Source organism: Klebsiella sp. CN_Kp088 (assembly GCF_040064335.1).
GTDB classification, from domain to species: Bacteria; Pseudomonadota; Gammaproteobacteria; order Enterobacterales; family Enterobacteriaceae; genus Klebsiella; species Klebsiella aerogenes.
Map to the genome: position 1 here is coordinate 23,972 of NZ_JBEAIQ010000018.1, position 18,051 is coordinate 42,022.

The 18,051-nt window shown below is 57.2% G+C and carries 13 protein-coding genes; 3 read left to right on the forward strand and 10 right to left on the reverse strand.

Features of this window, described 5'->3' with window-relative positions; all coding sequences use genetic code 11:
- Position 1: 1 nt before the first annotated feature.
- The 5 genes from apaG to lptD all read right to left on the reverse strand — a co-directional run bounded on the left by apaG (position 2) and on the right by lptD (position 5,979).
- Positions 2–379 carry a Co2+/Mg2+ efflux protein ApaG gene (gene apaG / locus ABLV08_RS09300; RefSeq protein WP_015368292.1) on the reverse strand — a complete coding sequence of 126 codons (378 nt, stop codon included), beginning with the start codon at positions 377–379 and terminating at the stop codon, positions 2–4.
- Between the two features lie 2 nt (positions 380–381).
- Complete coding sequence (gene rsmA / locus ABLV08_RS09305; RefSeq protein WP_348855775.1) at positions 382–1,203, reverse strand: 16S rRNA (adenine(1518)-N(6)/adenine(1519)-N(6))-dimethyltransferase RsmA; 822 nt, start codon at positions 1,201–1,203, stop codon at positions 382–384.
- Positions 1,200–2,180 carry a 4-hydroxythreonine-4-phosphate dehydrogenase PdxA gene (gene pdxA, locus ABLV08_RS09310; RefSeq protein WP_049052656.1) on the reverse strand — a complete coding sequence of 327 codons (981 nt, stop codon included), beginning with the start codon at positions 2,178–2,180 and terminating at the stop codon, positions 1,200–1,202. Before pdxA ends, rsmA begins: the two co-directional genes overlap by 4 nt.
- 112 nt (positions 2,181–2,292) lie before the next feature.
- Positions 2,293–3,579, reverse strand: coding sequence for a peptidylprolyl isomerase SurA (gene surA / locus ABLV08_RS09315; RefSeq protein WP_015368289.1), 1,287 nt, complete (start codon positions 3,577–3,579; stop codon positions 2,293–2,295).
- A gap of 54 nt (positions 3,580–3,633) precedes the next feature.
- The gene (gene lptD, locus ABLV08_RS09320; RefSeq protein WP_032713339.1) at positions 3,634–5,979 is read right to left on the reverse strand and encodes an LPS assembly protein LptD; all 2,346 of its coding nucleotides are present in this window, start codon (positions 5,977–5,979) and stop codon (positions 3,634–3,636) included.
- A gap of 240 nt (positions 5,980–6,219) precedes the next feature.
- Here lptD and djlA point away from each other — a divergent pair, with 240 nt between their 5' ends.
- The gene (gene djlA, locus ABLV08_RS09325; RefSeq protein WP_032713340.1) at positions 6,220–7,047 is read left to right on the forward strand and encodes a co-chaperone DjlA; all 828 of its coding nucleotides are present in this window, start codon (positions 6,220–6,222) and stop codon (positions 7,045–7,047) included.
- Between the two features lie 32 nt (positions 7,048–7,079).
- Here the strand turns inward: djlA and ABLV08_RS09330 are convergent, their stop codons facing one another.
- Together ABLV08_RS09330 and ABLV08_RS09335 are read right to left on the reverse strand one after the other, a co-directional pair.
- Positions 7,080–7,778 carry a response regulator gene (locus tag ABLV08_RS09330; protein WP_045386012.1) on the reverse strand — a complete coding sequence of 233 codons (699 nt, stop codon included), beginning with the start codon at positions 7,776–7,778 and terminating at the stop codon, positions 7,080–7,082.
- A complete protein-coding gene (locus tag ABLV08_RS09335) occupies positions 7,768–9,393 on the reverse strand; it encodes a sensor histidine kinase (protein WP_032713342.1) in 1,626 nt (541 codons plus the stop codon). Before ABLV08_RS09335 ends, ABLV08_RS09330 begins: the two co-directional genes overlap by 11 nt.
- Positions 9,394–9,668: 275 nt before the next feature.
- Here ABLV08_RS09335 and ABLV08_RS09340 point away from each other — a divergent pair, with 275 nt between their 5' ends.
- Both ABLV08_RS09340 and citX read left to right on the forward strand, forming a co-directional pair.
- Entirely contained in the window at positions 9,669–11,033 is a 1,365-nt protein-coding gene (locus ABLV08_RS09340) for a 2-hydroxycarboxylate transporter family protein (protein ID WP_015368284.1), read from the forward strand.
- Between the two features lie 169 nt (positions 11,034–11,202).
- Entirely contained in the window at positions 11,203–11,742 is a 540-nt protein-coding gene (citX, locus tag ABLV08_RS09345; RefSeq protein WP_045386015.1) for a citrate lyase holo-[acyl-carrier protein] synthase, read from the forward strand.
- 62 nt (positions 11,743–11,804) lie between these two features.
- Here citX and rluA read toward each other — a convergent pair whose 3' ends face one another.
- The 3 genes from rluA to polB form a co-directional block, all read right to left on the reverse strand.
- Positions 11,805–12,464, reverse strand: a complete 660-nt coding sequence (rluA, locus tag ABLV08_RS09350; protein WP_348855777.1) for a bifunctional tRNA pseudouridine(32) synthase/23S rRNA pseudouridine(746) synthase RluA — start codon at positions 12,462–12,464, stop codon at positions 11,805–11,807.
- Between the two features lie 12 nt (positions 12,465–12,476).
- Complete coding sequence (gene rapA, locus ABLV08_RS09355) at positions 12,477–15,383, reverse strand: RNA polymerase-associated protein RapA (protein ID WP_015704377.1); 2,907 nt, start codon at positions 15,381–15,383, stop codon at positions 12,477–12,479.
- Positions 15,384–15,514: 131 nt separating this feature from the next.
- Positions 15,515–17,872, reverse strand: coding sequence for a DNA polymerase II (gene polB, locus ABLV08_RS09360; RefSeq protein WP_149271478.1), 2,358 nt, complete (start codon positions 17,870–17,872; stop codon positions 15,515–15,517).
- Between the last annotated feature and the right edge of the window lie 179 nt (positions 17,873–18,051).

Genomic DNA, 18,051 nt, shown 5'->3' on the forward strand with positions numbered 1-18,051 from the left:
TTTAATGTATAAGCGTTGGAACTGCGAGACGGAAGACAGGGATCTCGATATTGAACGGCACGCCGTTGCTATCAATCATCTCATAGTGACCCTGCATGGTACCCAGCGGCGTTTCGATAACCGCGCCGCTGGTATATTGATACTCTTCGCCGGCAGGGATGTGCGGCTGTTCGCCGACCACCCCTTCACCCTGGACTTCCGTCTCGCGACCGTGTCCATTGGTGATAAGCCAGTAGCGGCCGAGAAGCTGAACCTGACTCCGCCCCAGGTTGCGAATGGTGACGGTGTAAGCGAAGACGTAGCGCTCTTCTTCCGGAGAAGATTGCGATTCGATATAGACGCTTTGCACCTGGACGCAAACACGAGGCGAATTAATCATGGCTAGCTCTCCTTCGAAGGCAGATTGTGGGATAACCAGTTGGCCATCTTACAGTACTGCTCTACAGAAATATTTTCCGCACGTACCGCCGGGTCGACGCCCAGCTCCCTCAGCACTTCAACGCTAAACAGATTGCCGAGACTATTACGAATGGTCTTACGGCGCTGGTTGAAGGCTTCAGTAGTGATACGGCTCAGCACGCGGACATCCTTCACCGGGTACGGCATGGTGCGGTGCGGCACCAGACGCACGACGGCAGAATCCACTTTTGGCGGCGGCGTAAAGGCGGTCGGCGGAACTTCAAGTACCGGGATCACCTGGCAGTAGTACTGAGCCATTACGCTTAAACGACCATACGCTTTACTGTTCGGCCCGGCAACCAGACGATTAACCACTTCCTTCTGCAGCATAAAATGCATATCGGCAATGGCATCAGTATAGCTGAAGAGGTGGAACATCAGCGGCGTTGAGATGTTGTACGGCAGGTTGCCGAAGACGCGCAGCGGCTGGCCCATTTTCTCCGACAGTTCGCCGAAGTTCATGGTCATCGCATCCTGCTGGTAAATGGTCAGCTTAGGACCGAGGAACGGATGCGTCTGCAGGCGGGCCGCCAGATCGCGGTCCAGCTCGATAACGGTTAATTGATCGAGGCGTTCGCCGACCGGTTCGGTCAGCGCGGCGAGACCCGGGCCAATTTCGACCATCGCCTGGCCTTTCTGTGGATTGATGGCCGAGACAATGCTGTCGATCACGAACTGATCGTTGAGAAAGTTTTGCCCGAAGCGTTTACGGGCTAAATGGCCCTGATGGACTCGATTATTCATTGGGTATTAACAATCATTTTGATGGCGAGATTAAGCGCCGTGATAAAACTGCCGACGTCCGCTTTTCCCTGACCGGCTAATTCCAGCGCGGTACCGTGGTCAACGGAGGTACGAATAAAAGGTAAACCGAGCGTAATATTCACGCCACGGCCAAAGCCCTGGTATTTTAGCACGGGCAGGCCCTGATCGTGGTACATCGCGAGTACCGCATCGGCATTATCGAGATATTTTGGCTGAAAAAGGGTATCCGCAGGCAGTGGACCGCTAAGATTCATGCCTTTCGCCCGCATCTCTTCCAGCACCGGAATGATGGTATCGATCTCTTCCGTCCCCATGTGGCCACCTTCGCCGGCGTGGGGATTCAGGCCGCAAACCAGCACGTGCGGTTGAGCGATGCCAAATTTATGCCGCAGATCGGCATCCAGGATGGTAATCACTTCGCGCAGCAGCTCCGGCGTAATCGCCTCGCTTATTGCCTTTAGCGGAAGATGGGTCGTGGCCAGCGCGACCCGCAGCTCTTCGGTCGCCAGCATCATGACCACTTTACTGGCGTGAGCGCGCTCTTCGAAGAACTCGGTATGACCGGTAAAGGCGATACCGGCGTCGTTAATGTTGCCTTTGTGCACCGGCCCGGTAATCAGCGCCGCGAATTCGCCATTAAGGCAGCCATCGCAGGCGCGCGCCAGCGTTTCCACCACATAACTGCCATTCTCGACATTGAGCACGCCCGGCTGCACCGGCGCGTTGAGGGTGACGGGAAGCAGAGTGAGCGTGCCCGCCCGCTGAGGTTGCGGCAGACGTGAGGGATCGTAAGGGATGAGCGATAAAGGAAGATCGAGCTGGCGGGCTCGGTCAGTTAACAGGGCGCCATCGGCGCAGATAACCAGTTCAACCGGCCAGTCGCGCTGCGCAAGCTCGGCGACAAGATCGGGACCAATCCCCGCGGGCTCGCCGGGAGTGATAACAACACGTTGCATAGAAACGTTCCTTCGGGCCAGGGTGGCCCGGCTGCGCAGTCGACCCCAGCCGTTGCTGGGGCGACCGGTCTACCCTCCCGCTATGCCTTAAAGACATGGAGAGGGGAGAACTTTAGTTGCTCAGAATTTTGACGTAGGCGCTGGCGCGCTGTTCCTGCATCCAGGTTGCCGCTTCTTCAGAGAATTTGCGGTTCATCAGCATGCGGTAAGCGCGGTCTTTCTGCGCGGCGTCGGTTCTGTCGACGTTGCGGGTATCCATCAGTTGGATCAGGTGCCAGCCGAAGGAGGAGTGAACCGGGCCGCTGGTCTGGCCTTTGTTCAGACGCATCAGCGCATCGCGGAACGCGGGATCGAAGATATCCGGCGTCGCCCAGCCTAAGTCACCGCCCTGGTTGGCGGAGCCCGGGTCCTGAGAAAACTCTTTCGCTGCTTTATCGAAAGTCGTTTTACCGCTCTTAATGTCTGCCGCAATCTGCTCCAGCTTCGCCTGGGCCTGGGCGTCATTCATGATCGGCGACGGCTTCAGCAGGATGTGACGGGCATGAACTTCGGTGACGGAGATATTCTGGCTGCCGCCGCGCATATCGTTCACTTTCAGGATGTGGAAGCCGACGCCGGAACGAATCGGACCGACAACATCGCCTTTCTTCGCGGTACTCAGCGCCTGCGCGAAGATACCCGGCAGCTCCTGAATACGGCCCCAACCCATCTGGCCGCCTTTCAGCGCCTGCTGGTCAGCGGAATAGGTGATAGCCAGTTTGCCAAAGTTAGCGCCGCTACGGGCCTGTTCAACGACGGACTTCGCCTGTTCTTCCGCAGCCGCAACCTGATCGGAGGTCGGGTTTTCCGGCAGCGCGATCAGGATGTGGCTCAGGTTCAACTCGGTGCTGGCATCGTTCTGATCGCCAATCTGCTTGGCCAGCGCCTCAACTTCCTGCGGCAGCACGGTAATGCGGCGGCGCACTTCGTTGTTACGCACTTCCGAAATCAGCATCTCTTTACGGATCTGGTTACGGTAGGTGTTGTAGTTGATGCCTTCATAGGCCAGACGGCTACGCATCTGATCCATCGACATGTTGTTCTGTTTGGCGATGTTAGCGATGGCCTGATCAAGCTGATCGTCGCTGACTTTTACGCCCATTTTCTGCCCCATTTGCAGAACGATCTGGTCCATGATCAATCTTTCAAGGATCTGATGACGCAGGGTCGCGTCATCCGGCAGCTGCTGTCCCGCCTGACCAGCGTTGAGCTTCACCGACTGCATCAGACCATCGACGTCGCTTTCCAGAACAACGCCATTATTGACGACAGCCGCTACTTTATCGACCACCTGCGGGGCGGCGAAACTGGTATTCGCGATCATGGCGATACCGAGAAGCAGCGTTTTCCAGTTCTTCATACTTTTTCCATTTCAATTAACCGCAAATGCGGATTACGTTTTAAACCAGAGGCCTTACAGTGAGCTCTGGTACGGCAAAATGTTCGAGCGCAGCATCTGCTGGGTACCAAGTCCGTAGTTGGAGCTCAGACCACGCAGTTCGATGTTGATACCGAAGGTGTTGTCGTATTTGCTCTCGCCGCCGTTGTTGTTATCCCAGCCGTTGATCTTACGTTCGTAGCCAAGGCGGATAGCGTAGCAGCAAGAGTTGTACTGCACCCCTAACATCTGGTTAGCCGCTTTTTTGGTATTGGTGTCGAAGTAGTACGCGCCGACCACTGACCAACGATCGACAATCGGCCAGCTGGCGGTCATACCCACCTGAGAAATACCTTCTTTGTACTGCTGAGCGGTGGAATACGAAGGCAGCGTCGCCTGAATATATTCCGGACTCGCGTAACGGTAGTTCAGTTGCACTAAGCGGTTTTCGTCGCGGCGGTATTCAATGGTTCCGTTGCCGGTTGCGACGTTATCCAGACGCGTATCATACTGGATCCCCCCGCGTAAACCCCAGTTATCGGTGATACGCCAGTAAGTATCGCCGGCCCAGACCAGTGAACCCGTGGTGTCGTTATTCTCCCAGTTGATGTTGTCCGCACCGGTGCGAGACTCGGTGAAATAGTAGATTTGACCAACGGAAATATTAAAACGTTCAACGGCCGCGTCATCATATACGCGAGATGTGACGCCGGTGGTGACCTGGTTAGCTGACGCGATACGGTCAAGGCCGCTGTAGGAGCGGTCGCGGAACAGGCCGCTATAGTCGGACTGCAGCAGTGTCGAGTCGTAGACGCCAATGTGGCTCTGGTCGCGATACGGGATGTACAGGTACTGCATGCGCGGTTCCAGGGTCTGGGTATACCCTTCCTGCATATCGCGTTCGAAGACCATTTTGCCGTCGATTTTGAATTGCGGCATCACGCGGTTAACCGAATCTTTGTAATCGGTACCGTTAGCGGTGTTGTACTGATCGAGATTACTCTGCTGATAGTGGGTCGCCAGCAGCTTCGCCTCGGTATTGATGCTTCCCCAGCCGTTAGACAGCGGCAGGTTGATCGTCGGCTCCATGTGCAGGCGCGTTGCTTCCGGCATATCGCCGTTGGTGTTGACGAAGTGCACCGCCTGCGCATACAGATGAGTATCGAACGGACCGACGTCATTCTGGTAGGCGTTAATATCGAGCTGAGGCTCAGCAGCGTAGGAGTTGCTTGAGCTACGGTCGAAGACCTGGAACTGCTTGGTCGACACGGTGGCGTCAAAGTTCTGGTTAACGTAACCGGCGCTGAATTTCTGCGTCGCGTAGCCGTCGGTACTGGAGCCGTACTTAGAGCTAAAGTCGTTAAAGTAATCCGGGTCGCTGACTTTGGTGTAGTCGGCGTTCAGACGCCACACCTGATCGATAACCGCGTTGTGGTTCCAGTAGAACATCCAGCGGCGGCTGTTGCTGTCGTTGGAATGATCGTCTTCGTACACTTTATCGGAAGGCAGGTAATCGAATTCGAATAAACCTGCGCCCGCCTGGGTCAGATAACGGAATTCGTTTTCCCACATTACGCCGCCGCGTTTATTCATATAGTGCGGCGTAATGGTGGCGTCGAAGTTCGGCGCGATATTCCAGTAATAGGGCAGCGAGAACTCAACGCCATTTTTAGTGCTGTATTTGGCGTTGGGGATCAGGAAGCCGGAGCGGCGCTTATCGCCGACCGGGAGCTGCAGATAAGGGCTATAAAAAATAGGGACGGAGCCAAGCTTGAAGCGCGCGTTCCAGATTTCGGCAACCTGCTCTTCGCGGTCATGGATAACCTCGCTGCCGACGACGCTCCAGGTATCAGAACCCGGCAGACAAGAGGTAAAGCTGCCGTTTTCCAGAATGGTATAGCGGTTTTCGCCGCGTTGTTTCATCAGGTCGGCGGTACCGCGCCCCTGACGGCCAACCATCTGATAGTCGCCTTTCCAGACGTTGGTATCCTTGGTATTCAGGTTCGACCACGCCTTTGGTCCCTTCAGAATGACCTGGTTGTCGTCGTAATGAACGTTGCCAAGCGCATCAACGGTACGCACCGGCTGCGGTTGTCCCGCCGGCTGCTGCTGATGCAACTGTACCTCGTCGGCCTGCAGGCGACTATTCCCCTGATTAATATCAACGTTGCCGGTAAACACGGCATTATCGGGGTAGTTGCCTTTCGCATGATCGGCATCAATCGTCACCGGTTGATCGTTAGGCTTCCCTTCAACGAGAGGACGATTATAGCTTGGCACGCCAAGCATACATTGCGTGGCGAGATCGGCGGCCATGCCCTGTTGACTATACAAGGCGCTGGCGATCATGGTGGCCAGGAGGCTGGGGATACGTTTTTTCATACGTTTTATTTGTTGTTCCGTCATCTTGTGGCAGCGGCTTGCAAACGGTCAGAGCCTAACGTACTCATCTTAATCGCGCTAGTCTTATCCGCTCGTTTCGTTTCTGAGCGTTAGGCACCGTGTAGAATGGCGAGTATGATAAAGCAAATTATAGGCGATGTCCCACATGACCGTGGCGTCAGCGCTTGGTAACGTGCGGTCATATATAGCTTAACGGGTAGCAGAAAGATTGGGGAGTCTATGCAGTATTTGGGTAAAGTGATTGGTGTCGCGGTTGCATTATTGATGGGCGGCGGCTTCTGGGGCGTGGTGCTTGGCTTATTAGTGGGGCATATGTTTGACCGCGCTCGTAGCCGTCGTCTGAATTTATTTGCCAACCAGCAGGAGCGGCAGTCGCTGTTCTTTTCCACCACGTTTGAAGTGATGGGGCATCTGACTAAATCGAAAGGCCGCGTCACGGAAGCCGATATTCATGTGGCGAATGTGCTGATGGATCGAATGAACCTGCACGGCGAGTCGCGCACCGCGGCGCAGCAGGCTTTTCGCGCCGGTAAGGCCGATAATTATCCGCTGCGCGAGAAAATGCGTCAATTGCGCAGCGTCTGCTTTGGTCGCTTCGATTTAATTAGGATGTTTCTGGAAATTCAGCTGCAGGCGGCCTTCGCCGACGGCGAATTACATCCCAATGAGCGCGAAGTATTGTTTGTTATCGCCGACGAGCTCGGTATCTCGCGCGCGCAGTTCGAGCAGTTCCTGCGTATGATGCAGGGCGGCGCGCAGTTCGGCGGCGGCTCGCAACAGCAATCCTATGGTCAGCGCGGCGGCAATGGCGGCTGGCAACAGGCGCAGCGCGGCCCGACCCTTGAAGACGCTTGTAACGTGCTCGGCGTGAAACCGACCGATGATGCCACAACCGTCAAGCGCGCCTATCGTAAATTAATGAGTGAGCATCATCCGGACAAGCTGGTGGCCAAAGGGCTGCCGCCGGAGATGATGGAAATGGCGAAGCAGAAAGCGCAGGAGATCCAGAAAGCCTGGGAGCTCATCAAAGAGCAGCGCGGCTTCTGAATCCTGTAAGGCTTCTCCTGCGGGGAGAGGCCTTAGTTCGCACCCTGCGCGCGGCGATACATCCGCCGCGGGTGGCCAATCTTACCGTACAGCATTTCCACTTCCAGAAAACTCACTTCTACGCAGTGCTCGAGATAACGACGGGCAGTGGTCTTGCTCAGTCCGGTTTCGTTGACCACTTCGTCCACTGAAAAGCAGTGCGTTTCGCGGCCATGAAATAAATTTTGCACCAGCGCCAGGGTCTTTTCCTCGATGCCCTTGCTGCCGTTATCGGCGCGAAAATTTTTGGCCTGCAGCTGATACAGGGAATCAACGTTTTGCTGATCGACGATTTTCCATTCCCGCTGCTGGTCATAAAACTGAATAAAGCGCTCCAGCGACTGGCTCAGCCGTTTCCATGAGACCGGCTTGAGAATGTAGTCGAAGGCGCCATTGCGTATCGCCTGGCTGCAGGTTTCCATATCGCTGGCGGCGGTGATGAAAATGACCGAACAATTGGCGTTGGCCAGAAGCGGGTCGGTCATCAGCGTAACGCCTTTGCCGTCCGGCAGATAATTATCCAGCAGGACCAGCTGCGGCGGCCTGGCGTTGAGCATCTGCCGCGCCTGGGAAAGCGAGGCGGCCGTTCCCGCCAGCCGCATGCGCGGGTGTTTCTGAATGAGCTCGGCGTGCAGGCGGGCCAGCTCGTTTTCATCTTCGATGATCAGCACATCGACCAGATCATGATGCATCGTTGGTCTCCGGTTGCGGATGGGCTGGCGGGTCGGCGGGAATAAACAGAGTAAATATCGTTCCGCGCGGCGCATTATCGGCGACTTCAATCGTGCCGCCAGCCTGAGTCACATAATGTTCAATAAGATACAGACCAATACCGTGATCGCCACGGGTTTTCGTCGTCACTCCACGTTCAAAAATACGCTCGCGGATATCCGGGCGGATACCGACACCGCGGTCGGCCACCTCAATCATCAGCTCGCGGGCATTGAGTTGAATCAGTACCTCGACCGGCTCGTGCGGTAGTTCGGCGCGTTGCGTGGCTTCAATGGCGTTATCCAGCAGATTGCCGATGATCGAAATAAGTTCCGACTCCATCAGCGACGACAGCGGGCGATCGATACGGCAGGCCGGATCAAAGCTCAGTTCAACGCCTTTTTCATAGGCGCGGGTGGCTTTACCCAGCAGTAGGCCGCATAGCGTCGGCGATCGGAAACGCGAGGAGATGAAGTCCAGTAGCTCCTGGGCATGCTCCGATTGCGCCTGTATATAGCGAATGGCTTCGTCGTAGTGGCCCATATGCAGCAGGCCGGAGAGCGTGGTCATGCGGTTGAGCTGTTCGTGGCGCATAATGCGCAGGTTATCGACATAGCGTTTCACCTGGCTTAGCTGAGCGGTGAGGGCGTTAATTTCATCGCGGTCGCGGAAGGTGATCACCCAACCCTGCAGCGAGTTTTCCAGCATGATGCGCACCCGGCTGGCGAGTACCGTCAACTGGTTAAAGCGACACAGTTCATCATGAGTATCATTCGCCAGCATTGCGCCGCTGGCGAAGAACGGCTGCGGGGCGATCACGCTATCAATCGATTTGCCGCGCAGCAGATGCGCGGGCTGCTTAAGCCCCAGCAGGCTGCGGGCGGCGTGGTTAATCACCTCAATCCGTCGCTGGCTGTCGATAACGATAACTCCTTCGAAAATCGATTCCATCATCGCTTTTTGCTGGCGTACCAGCAGGCCAATTTCGCGCGGCTCCAGCGAAAAAATCTGTTTTTTAATACTGCGGGTAAAATACCAGGAGAAGATAAACAGGGCGATCAGCAACAGAATGGCGGCGACAAAAATATTCACCACCTTTTGCACGGTAATGCTGTCGAGATAGCTGGTCAGATAGCCGACGGAGACAATGCCAATCACCCTCCCGTTATCATCGACAATGGGCGTTTTACTGCGTAGCGAGACGCCCAAACCGCCTTTACGGATGGTGGTGATAGTTTTGCCTTCCAGCACCGCCTGGTTATCGCCACCCACTAAGCGCGTGCCGACCCATTCCGGGTGGACGGAATGAAACAGGTGAACGCCTTTATCATCACCGATGACGATAAAGCTGGCGTCGCTGTGGACGGCGATTTGCTTCATGAAAGCGCCGATAGCCTGCGGGTCGTGCAGGCTAACCTGCTGGCGCAGATTGGGCATCAACGCAATCTCTTCGGCCTGAATTTTCGCCCTGGCGCTCATTTCCTGATACAGCTGGCGGCTGGCGTCGAGATAATAATAAACGCCAAGCAGAGCGAATAAGATGGAGAAAAAGGCCACCAGGGAGATGAACAGCTTAAATTGAAATGAAACTTTCATAGTTATGCGCACAGTATTTGAGATGCGGCAACGATATCGTCAGCGGCCAGAGGGACAATTTATCTACTGGCACCTATTTATAAAGGGTAATTATCCGGTTATTAAAAAAACCATAAAAACCACGCTAAGAAATTAGATATATATCACTAGAGTCAATAGAAACCATAAAAACCATAATGACCATTAAAACTTCTTTTTTAATCTGCCTTTTCTCACATTAACGCCGTGCTCCCCCCTCTACCCTGAACAGGAATAATAACTACAGGGCTGAATTTATGAGCACCACAGACAACGCATTCTCTGCAACCCTTGAACCTATTAACAAACCGAAGGCCTCGCTGAAGCAGCGCTGGTGGCACGTGATGGATAGCTGGAAAGTGGGGATTATCCCGCTGCCGCTATTTTTGTTGGCCGGCGGTCTTATCGCGCTGGACTGCCTTGGCGGCAAGCTGCCGAGCGATATCGTGGTGATGGTGGCGACGCTGGCCTTCTTCGGTTTTGCCTGCGGCGAGTTCGGCAAGCGCCTGCCGGTACTTGGTAAGCTTGGCGCGGCGGCGATTTGCGCCACCTTTATTCCTTCCGCGCTGGTCCATTACGGCCTGCTGCCGGATGTGGTGGTTGAATCCACCACCAAATTCTATAAATCGACCAATATTCTTTATCTCTACATCTGCTGCATTATCGTTGGCAGCATTATGAGCATGAACCGTACCACGTTGATTCAGGGGTTCCTGAAGATCTTCCTGCCGATGCTGTGCGGCGAAGTTGTCGGTATGTTGGTCGGCGTGGGAGTTGGCAGTCTGTTGGGGATGGATCCGTTCCAGGTCTTCTTCTTTATCGTGCTGCCGATTATGGCCGGCGGCGTGGGCGAGGGGGCGATCCCGCTGTCGATTGGCTATGCGGCGCTGATGCATATGGATCAGGGCGTTGCGCTGGGACGCGTGCTGCCGATGGTGATGCTGGGCAGCCTGACGGCGATTGTCATCGCCGGCTGTCTGAACCAGCTTGGTAAACGCTTCCCGCATCTGACCGGCGAAGGCCAGCTAATGCCGAACCGCAGTAATGAAACCCGCAGCCTGAGCGAAAGCGAAGGATTTGGCGGTAAAACGGATGTGGCGACGCTGGCCTCTGGCGCGCTGCTGGCGGTGCTGCTGTATATGATGGGCATGCTGGGGCACAAATTGATTGGCCTGCCGGCGCCGGTTGGCATGTTGTTCCTCGCGGTGCTGCTGAAGCTGGCGAATGTCGTTTCGCCGCGTCTGCAGGAGGGCTCGCAGGTGGTGTATAAATTCTTCCGTACCGCGGTGACTTACCCGATTCTGTTTGCCGTTGGCGTGGCGATTACCCCGTGGCAGGAGCTGGTAAACGCCTTCACGCTGACCAACCTGCTGGTCATTGTTTGCACCGTGTCGGCGCTGGTGGCCACCGGGTTCTTTGTCGGCAAAAAAATGGGGATGCATCCGGTCGACGTGGCGATTGTCTCCTGTTGCCAGAGCGGGCAGGGCGGCACCGGCGACGTCGCCATCCTGACTTCCGGCAACCGTATGAACCTGATGCCCTTCGCCCAGATAGCCACCCGTATCGGCGGTGCGATTAATGTGTCGTTAGGGCTGCTGTTCTTAAGTCATTTCTTATCGTGATTTAGTGCTGCGCTAATAGCAAAAACTGCCATTTCCCTCCGCAGGACGAAGAAAATTTCTTTGTCCTGCGCCCTAAATTCTGTGCAATTAGCGATACAATAGGCGGCGTTATCCGCGATAGCGACGGCAGCTCCGAGCTGCCTTTTTGATCATTAAAGGAGAGGAAAGAATGTCAGTGCATACTCCCGCCCGGGCGGGCGTCAGCATGGAAAATCTGCTGGCGGCGAAAGAGCAGCGCGCAGCCCGTCAACAAGACTGGCTCAACCATTATCAACAACCGGTCATTTCTCTCACCCTGGTAACGCCAGGGGCGGTAAAAGACAGTATTCGCTATCGCAATATGATGGGTGTTGCGCTGCAGGCCTGTGACCAACTTCTGTGGCAGCAGCGTTGGAAAACGATCGACCGCCAGGTGTTGTGGCTGCCTACCGGCCCGGAAGCGATGTGGTGCGTTGAGCACTCCGCGGCAGAGATCAAAGCGCTATGCAGCGAACTGGAACAGAATCATCCGCTGGGTCGCCTGTGGGATATCGATGTCATTTGTCCGCAAGCGGGGCTGATTAGCCGCCAGGCGCAGGGCGAAGCGATGCGCCGCTGCCTGCTGTGCGATGAACCGGCCCACGCCTGCGCGCGCAGCCGTCGTCACGACACCGGGCTGGTGGTCGCTCGCGTTGAACAGATGATTGATGCGTGGTTCGCCCGCGATTAATCGCGTTAGCGTTAGCGATTTCCCCGGCGGCGTAGCGCAACCGGGGGCGTCCGGATAATGACTTAAAAGTCGATCGGCGCGCGGAAGGTCATCGCGTTGCCGTAGGCTGGATGGGTGATGGTTAACGTTTCGGCGTGCAGTAGCAGGCGCGGGGCCATCGCCAGCGCCTCCGGCGTGGCGTAAAAGCGGTCGCCGAGGATCGGATGCCCTAACGCCAGCATATGCACGCGAAGCTGATGCGAGCGCCCGGTAATCGGCTTCAGGCGCACGCGGGCGGTGTTGTCCTCCGCGTACTCCAGCACTTCATATTCGGTTTGCGCCGCTTTGCCGGTTTCGTAACACACCTTCTGCTTTGGCCGGTTCGGCCAGTCGCAAATTAGCGGTAAATCCACCAGACCTTCCGCAGGCAGCGGATGACCCCAGACGCGGGCGACGTACTGCTTTTTCGGCTCGCGCTCGCGGAACTGACGCTTTAGTTCACGCTCGGCGGCCTTATTCAGCGCCACCACAATCACGCCGCTGGTAGCCATATCCAGGCGATGCACCGATTCGGCCTGCGGAAAATCGCGCTGGATACGCGTCATCACGCTATCCTTATGCTCCTCCAGCCTGCCGGGCACGGACAACAAGCCGCTCGGCTTGTTGACCACCATAATGTGCTCATCCTGATACAGAATCACCAGCCAGGGATCCTGCGGCGGATTGTAGTTTTCCATCGCCATTTTCGCGTTCCGTTACTGGTGAGTGACGACGATCAGACGCAGCGCGTCCAGACGCCACCCGGCCTGCGCCAGCGCATCCATCACCTGCTGGCGGTTGCTTTCAATCGCCGCCAGTTCGTCGTCACGGATGTTCGGGTTCACCGCTTTCAGCGCTTCGAGACGCGACAGTTCCGCCGTCAGTTTATCATCGGCTTCGTTACGCGCCGCGTCGATCAGCGCCTGCGCCGCTTTGGCTATCTGTGCTTCGCCCTGCTGCAGAATCGCGTGAACGTCCTGCTGCACCGCGTTGACCAGTTTGCTACCGGTATGGCGGTTGACCGCGCTCAGCTGGCGGTTGAAGCTTTCGAACTCCACCTGCGCGGCGAGGTTGTTGCCGTTTTTATCCAGCAGCATGCGAACCGGGGTCGCCGGCAGGAAGCGGTTAAGCTGTAATTGCTTCGGCGCCTGCGCTTCGACAACGTAGATTAGCTCCAGCAGCAGTGTGCCAACCGGCAGCGCCTTGTTCTTCAGCAGCGAAATGGTGCTGCTGCCGGTATCGCCGGAGAGGATCAGATCCAGACCGTTGCGAATCAGCGGGTGTTCCCAGGTGATGAACTGCGCGTCTTCACGCGACAGCGCCACGTCACGCTCGAAGGTAATGGTGCAGCCATCTTCCGGCAGGCCCGGGAAATCCGGCACCAGCATATGATCGGACGGGGTCAGGACGATCAGGTTTTCGCCGCGGTCATCCTGGTTGATGCCGACGATATCAAACAGGTTCATCGAGAAGGCGATCAGGCTGGTATCGTCATCCTGCTCTTCGATGCTCTCCGCCAGAGCCTGCGCTTTTTCACCGCCGTTGGAGTGGATCTCCAGCAGACGGTCGCGGCCCTGTTCCAGCTGCGCTTTCAGCGCTTCATGCTGCTGGCGGCAGGATTTGATCAGATCGTCGAAGCCATCGGTGGATTCTGGCGCGGCAAGGTAGTTTATCAGCTCATCATGGACGCTGTCGTAGACGGTACGGCCGGTCGGGCAGGTATGTTCGAAGGCGTCGAGCCCTTCGTGATACCAGCGCACCAGCACTGACTGCGCGGTTTTTTCCAGATACGGCACGTGGATCTGGATATCGTGCGCCTGGCCGATACGGTCGAGACGGCCAATACGCTGCTCCAGCAGATCCGGGTTAAACGGCAGGTCGAACATCACCAGGTTGCTGGCGAACTGGAAGTTACGCCCTTCGGAGCCGATTTCGGAACACAGCAGCACCTGCGCGCCGGTGTCTTCTTCGGCAAACCACGCCGCGGCGCGGTCGCGTTCGATAATCGACATGCCTTCATGGAATACCGCGGCGCGGATACCTTCACGCTCGCGCAGTACCTGCTCCAGCTGCAGCGCGGTAGCGGCCTTGGCGCAAATCACCAGCACTTTCTGCGAACGGTGGCTGGTCAGGTAACCCATCAGCCATTCGACGCGCGGATCGAAGTTCCACCAGGTGCCGGTATCGCCTTCAAACTCCTGATAGATCTGCTCCGGATAAAGCATATCGCGCGCGCGCTCTTCCGCGGTTTTGCGTGCGCCCATAATACCGGAGACCTTGATGGCCGTCTGGTATTGGGTAGGTAGCGGCAGGCGAATAGTGTGCAGCTCGCGTTTCGGGAAACCTTTCACGCCGTTACGGGTGTTACGGAACAGCACGCGGCTGGTGCCGTGGCGGTCCATCAGCATTGAAACCAGCTCCTGACGCGCGGCCTGAGCATCTTCACGATCGCTGTTGGCAGCCTGCAGCAGCGGCTCGATGTCCTGCTCGCCGATCAGATCGCCAAGGGTATTGAGTTCATTATCGTTCAGCTTGTTGCCCGCCAGCAGCAGGGCGACGGCGTCGGCGACCGGGCGATAGTTTTGTTGTTCTTCAACAAACTGTTCAAAATCGTGGAAGCGGTTTGGATCCAGCAGACGCAGGCGCGCAAAGTGGCTCTCCATGCCCAGCTGTTCCGGCGTCGCGGTCAACAACAGGATGCCCGGCACGCGTTCGGCCAGCTGTTCAATGGCCTGATATTCACGGCTCGGCGCCTCTTCGCTCCACACCAGGTGGTGCGCTTCATCGACCACCATCAGGTCCCACTCGGCGTCGCACAGGTGCTCCAGGCGCTGCTTGCTGCGGCGTACGAAGTCTAAGGAGCAGATCACCAGCTGTTCGGTTTCGAACGGGTTGTAGGCGTCGTGCTGCGCTTCGGCATAGCGTTCGTCGTCGAACAGCGAGAAGCGCAGGTTGAAGCGGCGCAGCATTTCCACCAGCCATTGGTGCTGGAGGGTTTCCGGGACCACGATCAGCACGCGCTCGGCGGCGCCGGAGAGCAGCTGCTGGTGGAGGATCATCCCGGCTTCGATGGTTTTACCTAAGCCCACTTCATCGGCCAGCAGAACGCGCGGCGCGTGACGACGGCCTACGTCGTGGGCAATATTTAACTGGTGCGGGATCAGGCTGGTGCGCTGGCCGCGCAGGCCGCTCCACGGCATGCGGTACTGTTCGCTCTGGAACTTACGCGCGCGGTAGCGCAGGGCAAAGCGGTCCATCCGGTCGATTTGCCCGGCGAACAGGCGGTCCTGCGGCTTGCTGAAGGCGAGCTTACTGTCGAGCAGGACTTCGCGCAGGGTAACATGTTCTTCTTGCGTATCCAGGCGGGTGCCGGTGTAGGACAGCAGCCCATTTTCTTCATTTACTTCGTCAACGTGGAGCTGCCAGCCTTCGTGGCTGGTAATGGTATCACCCGGGTTAAACATCACGCGGGTAATCGGGGAATCGTTGCGAGAGTACAGACGGTTTTCGCCGATGGCGGGGAAAAGGAGAGTGACCATGCGCGCATCCAGCGCTACCACTGTCCCTAGTCCTAGTTCGCTCTCTGTATCGCTAATCCAGCGTTGACCAAGTGTAAAAGGCATATGTGTTCGGCTCTTTGTTCTTTAATTGCAGGCAATAGTGCATCCTCAGCATAGTTACGCTGAGGAATCAAAATTGGGTCCAGGAATGGAAAGGGCGCTATGGTACTGGATGCCGCGGTGTTAGTCACCTGTCAAAATAGCCCCAGTTGCCCTGTCACTATTGTAGCAAAGTCGTCGTTGACGAAGGGAAGGATTCCTTCCGCCACCGGCTGCAATTGCTTTGACAGATAGTGATCGTAATCGAGCGGCGACTGCTGGTAATCCACCGGCTCCGGGCCGCCGGTAGTCCAGACATATTTAATGGTGCCGCGCTGCTGATACTGCTGCGCCCGTCCAAGCTTCACGTTGTGTTCATCCGCCAGCCTCGCGGCGCGCACGTGCGGCGGCACGTTACGTTGATACTCTGCCAGCGGTCGGCGCAGGCGCTTGCGATAAACCAGTTGCTCATCGAGCTCGCCGTTCATCAGCCTGGCGATAGTCTCCCGCACATAATCCTGATACGGCTGATGGCGGAAGATGCGTAGATACAGCTCCTGTTGAAACTGCTGGGCCAGCGGCGTCCAGTCGGTGCGTACCGTCTCCAGCCCCTTGAACACCATGCGCTGGGCATCGCCTTCCTGAATCATCCCGGCATAACGTTTTTTACTGCCGGTATCGGCGCCGCGGATCGTCGGCATTAAAAAGCGGCAAAAGTGGGTTTCATACTCCAGCTCCAGCGCGCTGGTCAGTTGGCTTTTACCCAGTTCCTGCGCCCACCAGTCGTTGACATAGGCAACCAGCTTGCGGCCGATTTCCGCCGCCTGCGCTTCGCTATGCGGGCGCTTGAGCCAGACGAAGGTGGAGTCGGTATCGCCGTAGATAACGTCATAGCCCTGGGCTTCAATCAGCGCTTTGGTCTGGCGCATGATCGCGTGGCCGCGCATGGTGATCGACGACGCCAGCCGTGGATCGAAAAAGCGGCAGGCGCTGGTCCCCAGCACGCCGTAAAAGGCGTTCATGATGATCTTCAGCGCCTGCGACAGCGGCTTATTATGCTGACGCTTGGCTTCATCGCGGCCGTGCCAGATCTGCCCGACGATGCCTGGCAGGCAGTGCTTTTCGCGCGAGAAGCGGGCGCCGAGAAATCCTTCGGTGCTGTGGCGGTCATCGGGCTGCGCCAGCCCTTCAACCAGGCCGACCGGATCGATTAAAAAGGTGCGGATGATCGACGGATACAGGCTTTTGTAGTCCAGCACCAGTACCGAGTCATACAGGCCGGGGCGGGAGTCCATGACGTAGCCGCCGGGACTGGCCTGCGGGGGAACTTCGCCGAGATTCGGCGCCACGTAACCCAGGCGGTGCATGCGCGGGAAATAGAGATGGCTGAAGGCGGCGACCGATCCGCCGTGGCGATCGGCGGGCAGACCGTTGACCGTCGCCCGTTCGAGCAGAAACGGCATGATCTCCGTCTTGTGAAAGATCCGTGTCACCAGCTCGCAATCCTGTAGGTTATAGGTCGCCAGCGCCGGTTTATCTTCATGAAAGCGGCGATCGATTTCGTCCATCCGATCCCACGGGTTGTCGATAGCTTTACCTTCGCCCAGCAGCTCGCGGGCGACGGCCTCGAGTGAAAATGAGGAGAAGTTCCAGAACGCCGATTTTAGCGCTTCGATGCCATCGATAATCAGCCGGCCGTTGGCCTGGGCGAAAAAGACGCCGTTCTTAAAACCGTGCTCGCGCCACTCCAGCTCGCTATTGCCGCGGCCGAGCAGCAGCGGGATGCGGTAGCGCTCGGCGTGTTTTTGCAGGACCCGCAGATCGAACTGCACCACGTTCCAGCCGATCAGCACGTCGGGATCGTGTTCGGCAAACCAGGCGTTGAGCTTTTCCAGCAGCAGCGGACGGCTGGCAACGTAGACCAGGCTGAAGCCCACATCCGGCGGCGTAGCGGGCTCGGGGCCCAGCATGTAGACCACCCGCTGGCCGCAGCCTTCCAGGCCGATGCAGTAGAGCTCGCCGTGGCGGCTGGTTTCGATATCCAGCGAGACCCATTTCAGCGGCGGGCGATAGTCCGGATGCGGTTTCATGCGCGCGTTAACCAGCTGCGAACCGCGCGTTTCGCCTTCTACCCAAACCGGGGCGGTGATAAAGCGCTCCATCAGGTAACGCTCCGGCGGGCGGATATCGCCTTCGTAAACGGTGACGCCGTTTTCACGTAGCTTTTTTTCCAGCCGCATCAGCTGGCGATGGCCGCGGCAGTACAGGCCGAAAACCGGCTGGCGATGGAAATCTATTAGCGCGAGCTGGGCCAGACGATAGCCGTTTTCACCCTGCAGCAGACGTTCAGCCTGCGAGCGCTGCGCTTCAGGAATAAACGCGACGGATTCCTGCGGCGGCAGCGTGACCTGCAGCGGGCCGTTATCGGTCGCCAGCCAGAAGGCCAGTTCCGTTCCCTGCGGGGTATCCCGCCAGTGACGGGTGAGTAAAAATCCTGCTTGCGGCTGCGTCACGCGTGCTCTCAACGATAAAAAACCAGGCCTGATTATAGCCTGGTTTCACGATGGGTGCTGGGGTTTTATACAGGTATTCAGCGCCGCGGTTGCCCCGGATTTCTGCTTGCGCCTCATCCGGGCTACGCCCGGCATGTGATCTGTAGGGCCGCGCAAGCGCAGCGCCGCCGGGCAATATC

Excerpts from the sequence above, each read along its gene's own strand:
- apaG (WP_015368292.1), bottom strand. The coding sequence starts at position 379 with ATGATTAATTCGCCTCGTGTTTGCGTCCAGGTGCAAAGCGTCTATATC.
- rsmA (WP_348855775.1), bottom strand. The coding sequence starts at position 1,203 with ATGAATAATCGAGTCCATCAGGGCCATTTAGCCCGTAAACGCTTCGGG.
- pdxA (WP_049052656.1), bottom strand. The coding sequence starts at position 2,180 with ATGCAACGTGTTGTTATCACTCCCGGCGAGCCCGCGGGGATTGGTCCC.
- surA (WP_015368289.1), bottom strand. The coding sequence starts at position 3,579 with ATGAAGAACTGGAAAACGCTGCTTCTCGGTATCGCCATGATCGCGAAT.
- lptD (WP_032713339.1), bottom strand. The coding sequence starts at position 5,979 with ATGAAAAAACGTATCCCCAGCCTCCTGGCCACCATGATCGCCAGCGCC.
- djlA (WP_032713340.1), top strand. The coding sequence starts at position 6,220 with ATGCAGTATTTGGGTAAAGTGATTGGTGTCGCGGTTGCATTATTGATG.
- ABLV08_RS09330 (WP_045386012.1), bottom strand. The coding sequence starts at position 7,778 with ATGCATCATGATCTGGTCGATGTGCTGATCATCGAAGATGAAAACGAG.
- ABLV08_RS09335 (WP_032713342.1), bottom strand. The coding sequence starts at position 9,393 with ATGAAAGTTTCATTTCAATTTAAGCTGTTCATCTCCCTGGTGGCCTTT.
- ABLV08_RS09340 (WP_015368284.1), top strand. The coding sequence starts at position 9,669 with ATGAGCACCACAGACAACGCATTCTCTGCAACCCTTGAACCTATTAAC.
- citX (WP_045386015.1), top strand. The coding sequence starts at position 11,203 with ATGTCAGTGCATACTCCCGCCCGGGCGGGCGTCAGCATGGAAAATCTG.
- rluA (WP_348855777.1), bottom strand. The coding sequence starts at position 12,464 with ATGGCGATGGAAAACTACAATCCGCCGCAGGATCCCTGGCTGGTGATT.
- rapA (WP_015704377.1), bottom strand. The coding sequence starts at position 15,383 with ATGCCTTTTACACTTGGTCAACGCTGGATTAGCGATACAGAGAGCGAA.